The following is a 13,742-nucleotide window of genomic DNA, read 5'->3' as shown; positions in this document are numbered from 1 at the left end:
TTCCTTCGCCTCGGTCGGGTCGCAGCAGTGCTATTCGTCGTGGCGTGAGCGCATCATCCCCGTATTCGTCACGAGCGTGGCGCTTCGCTTCGCTGTGCTCGTGGGCGGCCTGCGGAGGCTGGGGAGAAGCGCTGCCCCGGGAACGGTCACGCCCGCAGGGCCCTGAAAAGGGCGCCTGCGGGCGTGAGGGAGGGTGGGTCAGTGACCGCTTCGGGTGCGGCGACGCCACCCGGCCAGGATGACGATTCCTGCGCCCAGCAGGAGCATCACCGCGGCCACACCGCCGGCCGCCCACGGCACCTCGCTCGGAGTGACGTCGGTGGGGTTGTCCACGACCACCGCGACGCGGCTGTCGGCGCCGATCGTGAACGTCGCGCCGTTGGGCGTGTCGACGCCGTCGATCTCGAGCGAGGGCGTGACCCAGCTCGCGCCGTTCGGCAGGCCGCCGGTGGGAGCACCCTCGGTCACCGTCACGACGGTGCCCGTCGGGAGCGCGGGGGAGGACCACGGGGTGCCGTTGGTCAGGTTCACCGGCTGGGCTCCGCCGGGCTGGCCGGGGTAGCTGTAGGTGACGGGGAACACCGTGCCCGGAGCGAGCAGCGGCTCACCCGGACCCGTGACGTCCTTCAGCAGCGAGAACTGCCCGTCGCTCGGTTCGGTCGGGTTCTCGAGCAGCACGTGCACCTCGCCCGCGGTGCCGATAGTGAGGGTCGCCGGCTGACCGGGCGTCACGCCGGTGCCGCTGAACACCGGCGTCTGCCAGGTGGCGTCGGCGGGTCCGGTCGGAGCGACCTCGCGCACCTGCACGACCGTGCTGACACGCAGGTTCTGCGGGCCGTCCACCGTCTGGCCGTCGGTCAGCTGCAGCGGCGCCCACATCGATCGTGAACGTCTGACCCGCCAGCGGCGCCGGGCTTCCCGCGGCGATGCGCTTCGTGACGGTGAACGTCACGTCGGCGACGAGGCCGGCATCGATCATGTGCACGCTGACCGCCCACGGATGCCAGCTGGATCCTGCCGCGGCGGGCGAGGGCAGGGGGCCGCCGGGGGAGGGGGCGACGAGTCCAGTGGGGTGGGGCGTCGCTGCCCCACCCCGCTGCCCCCCAGTCCGGAGCAAATCTTCAGCCGGTGCGTCGGGTGCGTCCGGCGACGTGAACGTAACCCCGCCCCGCGCCGCCATATGCCGGAGATGCCGCGTTTTCACCCGCCGATTCGCCCACCGTCGCGGCGTCCGGCACGTCGATGCCGCGACGTCTGCACGGCGAGTGGTGCAGGTGGGGGCGCCCGTGCCCGATGGGGTGCCTGGCGGGCGACCGGTCGTGCAGACGTCGCGGGGCGGGGTGTGGATGGAGGTCGAGAGTGGGCGGCAAGGTTGGTTAGGCTGTGCTTACCTGCTCGTCGCGGCGCGACGGCGGGGTCCCGAACGCATCACCCGAAAGGCGGCCGCATGCCCGCTCGTCCCCGTTCCCTCGCTGCCCTCGCGCTGGCCGCGGTCGCGGCTCTCGGCCTGGCCGGCTGCTCCGCCGCATCCGCCGAGCCCGCCGCATCCACTCCGGCCGCCGCCTCCACCCACGAGGTGACGCACGCGCGCGGCACGACCGAGGTCCCCGCCGACCCGCAGCGGGTCGTGACGCTCGAGCCGCTCGAGCTGGACACGGCCGTCGCGCTCGGCATCACCCCGGTGGGAGCGGCCGTCGCGAGCAACGTGTCGGGCATCCCCGCCTACCTCGACGCCTCCGGGGTCGAACCTGTCGGCACCGTGCCGGAGCCCGACCTCGAGGCGATCGCGGCCCTCAAGCCCGACCTCATCCTCGGCACCGAGGCGCGCCACTCGAAGCTGTACGACCAGCTCAGCGCGATCGCGCCGACCGTGTTCATCGCGACCCAGGCCGACCCGTGGCGCGACAACGCCCTGCTGATCGGCGACGCGCTCGGACACGAGGACGAGGTCCAGACGCTCCTCGGCGACGTCGACGCGCGCTGCGACGAGATCGGCAAGGAGCACGCCGTCGACGGCCAGACCGCGCAGCTGATCCGTCCCCGCGACGAGACGACGCTGAGCCTGTACGGTCCCACCTCCTTCGCGGGCAGCCTGCTCGAGTGCGTCGGCTTCACCATTCCCGACCAGGACTGGGCCGACGGCATCCAGGCCGACATCTCGCCGGAGAACATCCTGCAGGCGAAGGCCGACCACGTGTTCGTGACCGCGACCGACGTCGCCGACACCTCGCTGATTCCCGCCGCCATCGCGCAGAACGCCGCGGAGTTCCCTGACGTCACTCTGGTCGACACCAGCTACTGGGTCTCCGGCGTCGGACCCAAGGGCGCGATGAAGGTGCTCGACGACATCGAGAAGTACCTCTCGAACGCTCGGTGACCCTCACTCTCGCAGCCCGCTCACGGCGGCGCGCACGGCCTCGAAGCCTGCGCGTCGCCGTGGGCGCGTTCGCGCTCGTGGGCGCCCTCGTCGCCGCGGTCCTGCTGTCGCTGGCGCTCGGTGCCAACCCGCTGTCGCCCCGCGTCGTCCTCGACACGCTCGCGGGCGGCGGCACCGCCGAATCGCAGTACATCGTGTGGCAACTGCGCGTGCCGCGCACGCTCGCCGGCATCGCCGCGGGTGCGGCCCTCGGCGTCGCAGGGGCCCTCATCCAGGCCTTCACGCGCAACCCGCTCGCCGATCCCGGCATCCTCGGCGTCAACGCGGGCGCGGCGTTCGCCGTCGCGCTCGGTGTCGCGTTCCTCGGGATGCGGGATCCCGCATCCTTCGTCTGGCTCGCCTTCGCCGGGGCTCTCGTCGTGACGCTCGGCGTGTACCTCATCGGCTCGTCGGGGCGCGGGGGCGCCGACCCGATCCGGCTCACCCTCGCCGGCGTCGCGCTCGGAGCCGTGTTCTCGGGGCTCGTCACGGGGATGACGCTCAGCAACCCCGATGCCTTCGACGCCATGCGCAGCTGGCACGCCGGGAGCCTGCTGGGCGCCGGAGCCGACGCGCTCGTCGCGATCGTCCCCTTCATCGCCGTGGGCCTGATCATCGCGTTCGCCGTCGCGCCGGGACTCAACGCGCTGGCCCTCGGCGACGACGTGGCCCGGTCCCACGGAGCGAACGTGCGCCGCATCCGGGTCTTCGTCGTCATCGCCGTCACCCTGCTCGCGGGCGCGGCCACGGCGCTCGTCGGCCCGATCGCATTCGTCGGGCTCATGGTGCCGCACGTCGCACGGTGGGTGTTCGGCGTCGACCAGCGCGTCATCCTGGGTGTCTCGGTGGTGCTCGCACCGGTCGTCGTGCTCGCGGCCGACGTGCTCGGGCGCGTGCTCATCGCCCCCGCCGAGATGCCGGCCGGCATCGTCACGGCCTTCGTCGGCGCGCCCGTGCTCATCGCTCTGGCGATGCGCCGTCGCGTGAGCGGGCTCGGATGAGTGCGCTCGCGGATGCCGGCTACCGCCGGCTCGAGGTCGGATACCGGGGATTCCGCATCCGCCTGCGCGCGCGAAGCGTGGTCGTGGGGATGGCGCTCGCCGCGGCCGTGGGCACGCTCGCCGTCGTCTCGCTCGGTCTCGGCTCGTACGCGCTCGATCCGGGGCAGGTGCTCACCGCGTTCGCCGGGGGCGGGACGGACCTCGATCGCACCGTCGTGCTCGAGTGGCGGCTGCCCCGCACCCTCGCGGCCGTCGCCCTGGGGGCGCTGCTCGCCGTCAGCGGTGCGCTCTTCCAGACCGTCACGCGCAACCCGCTCGCGAGCCCCGACATCCTGGGTCTGTCCAACGGCGCGTTCGCCGGCATGCTGCTGACCCTCACCCTCGTGTCGAGCAGCTGGCCCGCTCTGACGATCGGTGCCGTCGTCGGCGGCGTGAGCGTCGCGCTCGTGATCGGTGCCCTCGCCCGACGCGGCGGCGTGCAGGGCTTCCGGCTCATCGTGATCGGCATCGGCATCTCGGCCATGCTCGCCTCGCTGAACACGTGGATGCTCCTGCAGGTCGAACTCGAGACCGCGATGTTCGCGTCCGCCTGGGGAGCCGGCTCGCTCATCGGCATCACCGCCGCTGCGCTCGGCGGCGCGCTCGCCTGCGCCGTTCCGCTGCTGATCGCCGCCGCGGTGCTCGTGCCGCGGCTGCGCCAGCTCGACCTCGGCGACGACGTCGCCGCCGCGACCGGGGCACGCCCCGCCCTCGTGCGCAGCACGGCACTGCTGCTGGGCGTCGGCCTGGTCTCGATCGCCACCGCCGTGGTCGGCCCCATCGCCTTCGTCGCGCTCGCGGCGCCGCAGATCGCGCGGCGTCTCGCGCGCACGCCGTACCTCTCTCTCACGCTCGCCGCCCTCGTCGGCGCGCTGCTGCTGCTCGCCTCCGACGTGATCGCGCAGCACCTGCTTCCCGTCGTGCTGCCCGCCGGTGTCGTCACCGTCACGCTCGGCGGCATCTACCTCGTCGTCACGATCATCCAGGAGATCCGTCGCCGTGCCTGAGTCCCCGCATCCACCCGCCCCTCGCCTTATCGCCGACGGGGTGAGCCTCGCGTACGACCGCCGGATGGTGGTGTCCGATCTCACGGTGAGCGTGCCCGACGGCTCGTTCACCGTGATCATCGGCCCCAACGCGTGCGGCAAGTCGACGCTGCTGCGGGGACTGTCGCGCCTGCTCGCGCCGCAGTCCGGAAACGTCGTGCTCGACGGGCGGGCGATCTCCGCCTACCCCGCGAAGGAGGTCGCCCGGCGGCTGGGGCTCCTGCCGCAGGCCGCGATCGCCCCGGAGGGGATCACGGTCGCCGATCTCGTCGCCCGCGGGCGCTACCCGCACCAGGGCCTCATCCGGCGCTGGTCGGATGCGGACGAGCGTGCGGTCGACGACGCGCTCGACGCGACGGGCACCCGCGAGCTCGCGTCTCGCCAGGTCGACGAGCTCTCCGGCGGGCAGCGACAGCGCGTCTGGGTCGCGATGGTGCTCGCTCAGCAGACCGACCTGCTTCTGCTCGACGAGCCCACCACCTTCCTCGACATCGCGCACCAGGTGGAGCTCATGGAGCTGTTCGGCAGGCTCAACCGCACGGGGCGCACCATCGTCGCCGTGCTGCACGACCTGAACCACGCCGCCCGCTACGCCAGCCACATCGTGGCGATGCGCGACGGCGCCATCGTCGCCGAGGGGGCCCCCGCCGACGTCGTGACCAGCGAACGGGTGGAGCAGGTGTTCGGCCTGCCCAACATGGTGATCGCCGACCCGGTGACCGGCGGACCCCTCGTCGTGCCGCTCGGAGGTGCGTGATGCGGCCCTGGGAGTACAGCGCCTTCGTCGTGACCGTGGCGGATGCGCGCGCCATCGCGCCGGGATGGCGGCGGCTCACGCTCGCTGCGCCCGAACTCCGCGACTTCGCCCCGTGGGGCCTGGATCAGCGGATCAAGCTCGTGCTTCCCCTGCCGGACGGGAGCCTCGCCGACTTCGGACTCATGGCGCAGCCGACACCGCATCCGTCCGACTGGTACGCCCGATGGAAGGCGCTGCCCGAGACCGAGCGCAACGTGCTGCGCACCTACACGCCGTCGGCGATCCGTCCGGAGCAGGGTGAGATCGACGTGGATGTGCTGCTGCACGATCCGCCCGGTCCTGCATCCGCGTGGGCTGCGGAAGTGACGCCGGGGGAGCGTCTATGGATCACCGGACCCGATCGGCGCAACGGCTGGACCGGCTACGGCCTGCACTGGCAGGCGCCTCCCGGGTGCACGCGGTGGCTGCTCGTCGGTGACGAGACCGCCTTCCCGGCGATCGCCAACATCCTGCGCACCCTGCCCGAGGGCGGCCGTGCGGAGGTGCTGTTGGAGGCGGCGGACGTTCGCGACGACATCGTGAGCCCCGAGGCGCCGGCCGGCGCGAACGTGCGGCTCGTGGCGCGCGCGGCCGTCGCCGGCGAGGCGCTCGAGGCGGCCGTGCGCGAGGCGCGCGTGGCGGATGCCGACTACGTGTGGCTGGCGGGCGAGGCGGGGGCTGTCACCCGCATCCGCCGCCACCTGACCGCCGAGCGGGGGGTGCCGAAGGAGCGCGTCTCGTTCCTCGGATACTGGAAGCTCGGCGGCCCGCTCGTCGGGTAGGTGCTGCCTCGGGGGCCCGTGCGGGTGCTCGAGTTGAGTCGCATGTGCGCAGATGCGACACCTTTGCGCAGGTGCGCCAGGCAATGACTGTGGCGGATGCGGGAAAGTGTGGCCTCTCGGGCCCGGACGGGGTTCGTCGGGCCCGGGCGGGGTGCCGTCGAGCCCGGGCGGGGTTCCGTCGGGCCGGGGCGGGGGTCCGTCGGGCCCGGACGACGTCTGCACGATCGGTGGTGCGGGTGAGACCGCCTGTGGATGCTGAGGCGTGCGGCGGCCGGTCGGTCGTGCAGATGTCAGGGATGGCTCGGCAACGTGAACTACAGGTGGACAGCGGGTGGACTGAGCAGTTCTACGCGGTGGCCTGCCGCCGGTGACGGATGCGGAGCGACTCGCTCGTAGTGTCGGAAGACACCCCGCGCGCACTCCTCTCTCTATACGCGCGCCCGGGATCGGGAGGCTCCAATTGACTGATACACCCCTGTCCGGCGTGCTCGTGCGCGCCCCTCGACGGTCCGCATGGCGGCGCGTCGCGGCCGGCGTCACGACGGCGGCTCTGGCCGCATCCGCCGCACTCGCGGCGACGCCGGCCTATGCCGCCGGACTCGCCCCCGAGGTGATCGCGAGCATCGGCGTCGGATCGACGCCGACCGCGCTCACCATCTCGGCTGACGGGTCCCGTGTCTACACCGCGAGCTACGGCTCTCAGGGCGTGTCGATCATCGACACCGCCGAGCAGAAGCTGCAGACCACCATCGCCGGTGGCGCAGCGATGATGGGCATCGTCGTCACCCCCGACCGCACGCGCGCCTACACCGCCGACTGGAGCGGCGGCGCCATCAAGGTCTTCGACCTCGTCGACAACACGCTGATCGGCAATGTCACCGGGTACACGGGCTACAGCCCCCGCGGCATCGCCATCTCGCCCGACGGTTCGCGTGTCTACACGGCCAACGGCGGCTCGGTCTCGGTCATCGACACCGCGACGAACGCGCAGATCGGCACGGTTCCGACGCTCACCGGCTCTCTGCCCTGGGGCGTCACCGTCTCACCCGACGGCAAGCGTCTCTACGTGGTGAACTACGAGTCCGAGGACCTCGCCGTCGTCGACCTCGCCTCGCAGCAGCAGATCGCGCGGATCCCCGTCGGCGACGGCCCCCGCCGCGTGGCCATCTCGCCCGACAACACCCGCGCCTACGTCACCAATGGCGGCACCGACACCGTGAGCGTCATCGACACCGTCGCGTTGACCAAGATCACGGACCTCACCGTGGGGAGTCTGCCCTACGGCGTCGCCGTGACGCCGGACGGATCGCACGTCCTCGTCGCCAGCGCCCGCGCGTCCACCGTGACGGTCATCGACACCGCCGACACCGACACGCGTGGCACGGTCTCCGTCGGCTCGAGTCCGTACGAGCTCGCCGTGTCGCCCGACAGCACGACCGCGTATGTCGGCAGTCAGAACACCAGCACCGTGTCCGTCATCTCGCTCGTTGCACGGCCCGAGATCTCGCCCGCGACCCAGACGCTGAACGCGACCGTCGGCAGGGCGATGCCCGCATCCTCCGCGTTGACGGCGGAGAACTTCGACGGCACGGTGACGTACACGATCGCCCCGGCCGTACCTCAGGGACTGACCTTCAACGGCTCCACGGGTGTGCTGAGCGGCACGCCGACGACGGCGCAGGCGGCGACGGAGTACACGATCACGGGAACGGATGGCGACGCCACGGCGACCGCGACGATCTCGCTGGCCATCAAGCCCGCCCTCGCGCTGGCCACGACCATCCTCCAGGCGACGCGTGGAACGGCCATCGACCCGACCGCGGCTCCCACCGCATCCGGCTTCCCCGGCCCCGTGACCTACTCGGTCGAACCCGCGCTGCCGAGCGGTCTACAGCTGGATGCGGCGACCGGGGTCATCTCCGGAAGCCCGCGCGAGGCGCTCGAGCGCAGCGTGTTCAGGCTCACCGCGAGCGACGGCACGTTCACGGCGTCGCAGCAGTTCGGGATCGTGGTGGCGGGGCTCTCTCCGTCCGATCAGCCGCTCGCCGCTGTGCACGGACAGGCCATCGAGGCGACGTCCCCGCTGACGGCGACGGGCTTCTCGGGGTCGGTCACCTACGCCGTGAGCCCCACGCTGCCCGCCGGGCTGTCGCTCGACGCGAGCACCGGTGTGATCAGCGGAACCCCGACCGGCGACGCGATCGACAAGACGACCTTCACCATCACCGCCACCGGCGCCGAGGCGGGCGTCGCGACGGCCACGGTCAAGATCCTGATCGACGCCGTCGCGCCCGCGGCCCCCGAGACCGTCAACGTGGTGCCCGGCGCCTTCCAGGCGTTCGTCTCGTGGCCCGCATCCGAAGACGACGGCGGTGCGGGACCCGTCAGCTACACCGTCACCGCTGTGCCGAGCGGCCAGAGCTGCACCACCACCGAGACCTCGTGCGTGATCACGGGTCTTCCGGCCGGAGCGATGACCTTCTCGGTCGTGGCGTCCACGTCGGTCGGATCGGCCGAGCCGGCGGTGTCCGCATCCGCATCCGTGCTCTCCCACGCCGCGCCCGAGACGGTGCCGGCCGCGACCGAAGGCGCGAGCGTGCGCTTCGTGGACGCGTCGGGCAGTGCAGTCAGCTCGGTCACCCCGGGGCAGAAGGTCACGGTCGAGGCTTCCGGCTTCCTCGCGGGCTCGAACGTGCAGGCGTTCGCGTACTCCACGCCCACCCTGCTGGGTGCGGCGGTGACGGATGCCGACGGTGCCGCGTCGTTCGAGGTCACGGTCCCCACGGACCTCGCTCCCGGTGAGCACACCCTGGTGGCCATCGGCTTCGGCGCGGGCGGGTCCACCGCCGTCGCGACGTCCGCGCTCGTCGTGGCTGCGCCCGGTGCGCCGGGTGTGCCGGTGGCCGCGTCACTGCCCGCGACGGGTGTGAACCCGCTGCCCTGGGCCGGGATGGCGGCGGGCCTGCTGGCTGTGGGGGCTCTGGTGCTGCTGATGTCGCGGATGCGACGCCGCGCCTGAACCGAGCACGACGAAGCGGGGCGGGTCCTTCGGGGCCCACCCCGCTTCGTCGTACCCGTCTCGTGGCGCCCGTCTCGTGGTGCCCGTCTCGTGGTGCCTGCGTCGGCGTGCCCGAGTTGCGTCGCATGTGCGCAGATGCCACAGGTCTGCGCATCCGCGCCGGTCCATGTCTATGGCGGGTGCGCAGACCTGTGGCACATGCGCGCCGGCCCGAACGCGTGCGGGTGCCGTACACCGGGGGAGCGTGCCGCGCGGGCACGGGTGCCGGGGGAGCGTGCCGCGCGGGCACGGGTGCCGGGGGAGCGTGCCGCGCGGGCAGGGGTGCCGGCGCGGATGCCGCGCGGGCAGGGGTGCCGGGGCGGATGCGGCGCGGGCAGGGGTGCCGGCGCGCCCGAACTCCTGCAGATCCGGCGCGGGCGGGGCCGTCGGGGAGTGTGCGGGCTCGATATGCAGGAGTTCGGGCGCAGCTCGACCGCAGCCGACGGCGCAACGCCGCCTAGGGTGCCACCCGAAGCCCCATCGGCGCACACGAAGCCCCACCGGCGTCCCCGAACCATCGGCGCGTCCGAACTCCTGCAGATCTGGCGCGGGCGGGGCCGTCGGGGAGCGTGGGGGCTCGATATGCAGGAGTTCGGGCGCGGCTCGACCGAAGCCGCCAGCGCAATGCCCCCACCTGAGGCCCCGGCCGCCCGCGGGTCAGGGCAGCGCGCGGACGGTGTCGCCGGCCCAGAGCCACAGGGTGTCGGCGGACGTGGCGAGGGCGGCGGGGCCGGCGGGGGCGTCCGCGAGGCAGGTGTCGCCCACGAGGAGGCCGGCGCAGGAGGCGTCCGTGCGCGCGGTGCGCGCACCGTCGGTCGTCCAGACGGCGGCGACCGCGCGGTCTGCCACGACCTGCCAGCTGCCGCCGTCCCAGTGCTGCGCGACGCCGTCGCACACGATCGTGAGCGCGCCGTCGTCCCCCTGCGCACCCCAGGGGGCGGGGCAGGGCGCCTCGATGCGGCCCGACGGGGTCACGATCACGCTGGCGGCCGCCGGGTCGACATAGGTCGCCGCGGCGAGGGTCGCCGCATCCTGCTCCCAGAATCGCCCCTGCGTGAAGGTGCGCAGTCCCTGCGTCTCACAGGTGTCGCCCACGCGTGCGACGATGCGCGCCTCCGTCCCGACGAACGATTCCACGTGCAGGATCTCGCCGATGCCGAGATAGCGCGGCGTGACGTCGCTCCAGGTCTGACCGCCGTCGGTGGATCGCTCCAGCAGGGGTGCAACCGTCCCGCAGTCGCCGGCGGACGCCCGCCACATCGCCTGGGCACCCACGGCGAGGAACCGCTCCTGGGCGCCGGGTGCCGCGACCGGCGCGATCGGCGGGGACGAGGAGGATGCGGTCGGGGACGGTGAGGGGGACGACGAGGCGGGCGGTGCGATGGACGGCGCGGTCGTGCGGAGCGGCCCCGTGTCGGGCGGGGTGCGCGGCGTCAGCGCGAACACCGCGAGTGCGATCGCGGCGACCGCCAGGACAGAAACGAGAGCCCCCGTCAGCGCGCGGCTGACGGGGGTGGAGCGATGAATCGGGCGACGACGTGAGGACATCGCACGAACGCCTCTCTGCTCAGGAGCCCTTCACGAGCTCGTCGAGGCCGGCGTCGTCCTCCGGCGCCCGCTTGCGTGAGTTCTTCGCCTTCGCCGGTGCCGGCTCCGGAGGCGTGCCATATGTCCCGTAGCCGCCGTATCCGTATCCGTAGCCGTATCCGTACGCATCCGGTCCGCGGGTGGGGACCATGCTCATGACGATGCCGCCGACCTTCGCGTCGACCGTCTCGAGAGCCGTGAGCGCCGCGGTGAGCTGACCGGTCGTCGTGCGACCCGCCGCGACGACGAGGATCGCCGCCGTCGTCTCGCGCGACAGGATCGCCGCATCCGTCACCGGAAGCAGCGGGGGAGCATCCAGAAGCACCACGTCGAAGTCACGGCTGATCGCCTCGAGCAGCTGCGCCATCTGACGCGACCCGAGCAGCTCGCTCGGGTTCGGCGGCACCTTGCCCGCCGGCAGCACGAACAGCGGGCGCTTGCCCCAGGGCAGCATCACGTCGCCGACCTTCGCACGACCGATGAGCACATCCGTCAGCCCCGCTCCGCCCTCGATGCCGAGGTACTCGGCGACCTTGGGCTTGCGCAGGTCGGTGTCGATGAGAGCGACGCGCTTTCCCGCATCCGCGAGGGCGATCGCCAGGTTCACGGTCGTGGTGGACTTGCCCTCGCTCGGGATGGAGGAGGTGATCACGAAGGAGTGACCGCCGTCCATCTCGATGAACTGCAGGTTGGTACGCAGGGCCCGGAACGACTCCGACCGCGTGTTGTACGGGTCGGCCTGGATGATGATCGGACGCTCCGCCGCCTTCGCGTCGAAGGGGATCGCGCCGAGGATCGGGCGGTCGGTGATCTGGTTGACATCGCGGATGGTGCGGATGCGGGTGTCGAGCACCGTCCTCAGCACCGCGATGCCGATGCCGACGGCGAGGCCGATGAGCGCACCGAGCGCGAGGTTGAGGGGGACGTTCGGGCTGACCGGAACGTTCGTGGGCACCGCCGTGCTCGCCGTCGTGAGACGAACCGGGCTCTCGCCGCCCGTGGACGGCTCGATCTCCTGGACCGCGAGCGGAAGCTGGGCTGCGACGGCGTTGGCGATGTCGGCGGCTTTGACCGGGTCGGCGTCGGTCACGGCGATCGTGATGAAGGTGGTGTTCAGCACGCTGCTGACGCTGACGTTCTTGGCCAGGGCGCCGGCGCTCATGTCGAGGCCGAGATCGCGGATCACGGGATCGAGCACCAGCTGCTTCGTGGCGACGTTGACGTAGGTCGCCACGCGCTGCTGGGTGAAGGTCGAGCCCTGGGAGATCTCCTGCACGCTGCCGCTGGACTGGGTCGAGACGACCACCGAGGCCTGCGACTCATAGAGGGGCGTGCGGGTCAGCGAGTATCCGGCGGCCGCCCCCAGCCCGACGAGAGTTGCGACGACGATGATCAGCCAGTTCTTCCGCAGAACCCGGATGTAGTCGCTGAGTTCCATGGTGCCTCTCAGATCGGGAGTATCGCGCACCATCCTGCCACAGCCCTTATTTCGGGCCGGTGAACGATAACGCTCATCGGACATCCGGGCCGACGGTCGCGCCGGGGGAAACTACTCAGCCGCGCTGTCGTGGCGACCGCGTCCGCACTAGGTTCGTCACGGCGGTCTCCTGGGGGAGTCCGGTCTGGGAAGGGCGTGCGATGTCTCTCGCGAACGCTGCCGCGTGGGCGGCTGCGGCGACACAGGGTCTGCCGTGGGTGTGGGGGGCGTTGGGCCTGGTGGGATTCGCCACCCTGGTGACCATCGTCGTGCGTGGGCGTCGCGAACGAGAGTGAGCTCGCCCCTCTCCGCCCGCTCGATCCGCCGTGCCCGCCGCGCCGGATCGGCCACCGTCTCTCCGGTGGCGCGGGCGGCCGCATCCGAGGAGCGTGCACTCTCGCGCATCATGGTCGGCGCGACCGCGCTGGTGTCGGGACTGGGGGCGGTGCTGGCCAGCGTGCAGGCCGTGCTCGTGCTCGGAGTGGTCTCCGACGAGATGCGCCAGCTCGCCCCCGATCCGCTCTCCGAGATCGTGCTGCGCTGTGCCTACAACTTCTCCGCCGCGGCGATCGTGGTCGGCGGAGCCTTCCTGCTGCATCCCGAGCGGCGCGGCACGCGCGCCCGGTGCGTCATCGTGCTCTCGCTCGGCGTCGCCGCCGCCCTCACCCGTTCCCTTCTGCAGGTGCTCAGCGGTGTCGTGGATGCGGCGTCGGCGGGCGCCGTGCGCGTGGTCGGCCTCGAGACGGCGATGACCTTCCTGCTGGCTCTGCTCGCGCTCGGCAGCGGACTCCAGTTCGCGGACGTGTGGCGTCGCGCGCGCGAGGCGGATCTGACCCGCATCGAGGCGCAGGAGCGGGCGCTGACCCTCATGGACGATGTGCGCGCCGAGGAAATGCGGGTGCGCAAGGACGTGGCCGCCACGATCCACGGCTCGGTGCAGGGGACGTTCGTCGTGCTGGAGGCGGAGCTGCGCGACATCGCCGCGGCGACGCCGATGCCCGAGCGCGTCATCAAGGTGGCCGACACGCTCGCCCGCCTGCGCGAGCACGAGCTGCGCGCCCTGAGCGAGCGGCTGTACCCCGTCGATCTCGACCGGGGCCTTGCGCCCGCGGTGCGTGCGCTGGCGGCGCGTACCCCTGCGCACGTCGAGATCGTCGACGACGCGTCGCCGCTGCTCGCCGTGCTGGGTGCGCGCATCGACAAGCGGATGCGGATCGTCGTGGTGCGGGTGCTGGAGGAGGGGCAGACGAATGCGCTGCGCCACGGCGGTGCGCGCCGCATCCGTCTCGCCGCACGCGTGACGCGTGGCGTCCTGCTGCTCGAGGTGGTCAGCGACGGCGCCTCGCCCGCCGTGGACGCCCGGATGTCGGGACTCGCTCGCCTGCGCCAGCAGCTCGACGTCGTCGGGGGCACGCTCGAACTCGCCGCCGGTGCGACGGGTGGCGCCGTCCTGCGTGCGCGACTGCCCCTGATCTGAGCGGCGCGACACCCTATCCGATGCGCCGGGAAGGATGCGCGGCGTCTTCCCAGATGGGAAGAC

At 72.3% G+C, this 13,742-nt stretch carries 11 protein-coding genes; 8 read left to right on the top strand and 3 right to left on the bottom strand.

Annotated features, from left to right (window positions below; genetic code table 11):
* Positions 1–198 precede the first annotated feature (198 nt).
* Positions 199–879 (bottom strand): DUF5979 domain-containing protein, encoded by a 681-nt coding sequence (locus QE374_RS06050; RefSeq protein ID WP_309733061.1) that lies wholly within the window; start codon positions 877–879, stop codon positions 199–201.
* 568 nt (positions 880–1,447) lie between these two features.
* On the opposite strand from QE374_RS06050, the gene QE374_RS06045 reads away from it, so the two are divergent.
* The 6 genes from QE374_RS06045 (at position 1,448) to QE374_RS06020 (ending at position 9,099) form a co-directional block, all read left to right on the top strand.
* Positions 1,448–2,377 (top strand): iron-siderophore ABC transporter substrate-binding protein, encoded by a 930-nt coding sequence (locus QE374_RS06045; RefSeq protein WP_309733060.1) that lies wholly within the window; start codon positions 1,448–1,450, stop codon positions 2,375–2,377.
* Positions 2,374–3,417 (top strand): iron chelate uptake ABC transporter family permease subunit, encoded by a 1,044-nt coding sequence (locus QE374_RS06040; protein WP_309733058.1) that lies wholly within the window; start codon positions 2,374–2,376, stop codon positions 3,415–3,417. The genes QE374_RS06045 and QE374_RS06040 overlap by 4 nt, the downstream gene beginning before the upstream one ends.
* Positions 3,414–4,463, top strand: a complete 1,050-nt coding sequence (locus QE374_RS06035) for an iron chelate uptake ABC transporter family permease subunit (protein WP_309733056.1) — start codon at positions 3,414–3,416, stop codon at positions 4,461–4,463. The genes QE374_RS06040 and QE374_RS06035 overlap by 4 nt, the downstream gene beginning before the upstream one ends.
* Before the next feature lie 64 nt (positions 4,464–4,527).
* Positions 4,528–5,259: an ABC transporter ATP-binding protein gene (locus QE374_RS06030; RefSeq protein WP_309733055.1), complete on the top strand. Its 732-nt coding sequence runs from the start codon at positions 4,528–4,530 to the stop codon at positions 5,257–5,259.
* Positions 5,259–6,080: a siderophore-interacting protein gene (locus tag QE374_RS06025; protein WP_309733053.1), complete on the top strand. Its 822-nt coding sequence runs from the start codon at positions 5,259–5,261 to the stop codon at positions 6,078–6,080. The genes QE374_RS06030 and QE374_RS06025 overlap by 1 nt, the downstream gene beginning before the upstream one ends.
* 460 nt (positions 6,081–6,540) lie before the next feature.
* Positions 6,541–9,099, top strand: coding sequence for a putative Ig domain-containing protein (locus QE374_RS06020; RefSeq protein WP_309733051.1), 2,559 nt, complete (start codon positions 6,541–6,543; stop codon positions 9,097–9,099).
* 696 nt (positions 9,100–9,795) lie between these two features.
* On the opposite strand, the gene QE374_RS06015 is transcribed toward QE374_RS06020, so the two are convergent.
* On the bottom strand, positions 9,796–10,686 hold the full coding sequence (locus QE374_RS06015; RefSeq protein WP_309733049.1) for a hypothetical protein: 891 nt from the start codon (positions 10,684–10,686) through the stop codon (positions 9,796–9,798).
* Between the two features lie 19 nt (positions 10,687–10,705).
* Entirely contained in the window at positions 10,706–12,163 is a 1,458-nt protein-coding gene (locus QE374_RS06010) for a polysaccharide biosynthesis tyrosine autokinase (RefSeq protein ID WP_309733046.1), read from the bottom strand.
* Positions 12,164–12,363: 200 nt separating this feature from the next.
* Between QE374_RS06010 and QE374_RS06005 the strand changes: the two genes are divergently transcribed.
* Both QE374_RS06005 and QE374_RS06000 read left to right on the top strand, forming a co-directional pair.
* On the top strand, positions 12,364–12,498 hold the full coding sequence (locus QE374_RS06005) for a hypothetical protein (RefSeq protein WP_309733044.1): 135 nt from the start codon (positions 12,364–12,366) through the stop codon (positions 12,496–12,498).
* Positions 12,495–13,679, top strand: coding sequence for a hypothetical protein (locus QE374_RS06000; protein ID WP_309733043.1), 1,185 nt, complete (start codon positions 12,495–12,497; stop codon positions 13,677–13,679). The genes QE374_RS06005 and QE374_RS06000 overlap by 4 nt, the downstream gene beginning before the upstream one ends.
* The last annotated feature ends 63 nt before the right edge of the window (positions 13,680–13,742 follow it).

The organism is Microbacterium sp. SORGH_AS_0428, assembly GCF_031453615.1.
Lineage (GTDB): Bacteria > Actinomycetota > Actinomycetes > Actinomycetales > Microbacteriaceae > Microbacterium.
This window is presented reverse-complemented; position numbering and strand designations above follow the sequence as displayed.

Bases quoted from the DNA above. Each gene is read 5' to 3' on its own strand.
- QE374_RS06005 (WP_309733044.1), top strand. From the start codon at position 12,364: ATGTCTCTCGCGAACGCTGCCGCGTGGGCGGCTGCGGCGACACAGGGT.
- QE374_RS06035 (WP_309733056.1), top strand. From the start codon at position 3,414: ATGAGTGCGCTCGCGGATGCCGGCTACCGCCGGCTCGAGGTCGGATAC.
- QE374_RS06050 (WP_309733061.1), bottom strand. From the start codon at position 879: ATGTGGGCGCCGCTGCAGCTGACCGACGGCCAGACGGTGGACGGCCCG.
- QE374_RS06010 (WP_309733046.1), bottom strand. From the start codon at position 12,163: ATGGAACTCAGCGACTACATCCGGGTTCTGCGGAAGAACTGGCTGATC.
- QE374_RS06025 (WP_309733053.1), top strand. From the start codon at position 5,259: ATGCGGCCCTGGGAGTACAGCGCCTTCGTCGTGACCGTGGCGGATGCG.
- QE374_RS06030 (WP_309733055.1), top strand. From the start codon at position 4,528: ATGGTGGTGTCCGATCTCACGGTGAGCGTGCCCGACGGCTCGTTCACC.
- QE374_RS06045 (WP_309733060.1), top strand. From the start codon at position 1,448: ATGCCCGCTCGTCCCCGTTCCCTCGCTGCCCTCGCGCTGGCCGCGGTC.
- QE374_RS06015 (WP_309733049.1), bottom strand. From the start codon at position 10,686: ATGTCCTCACGTCGTCGCCCGATTCATCGCTCCACCCCCGTCAGCCGC.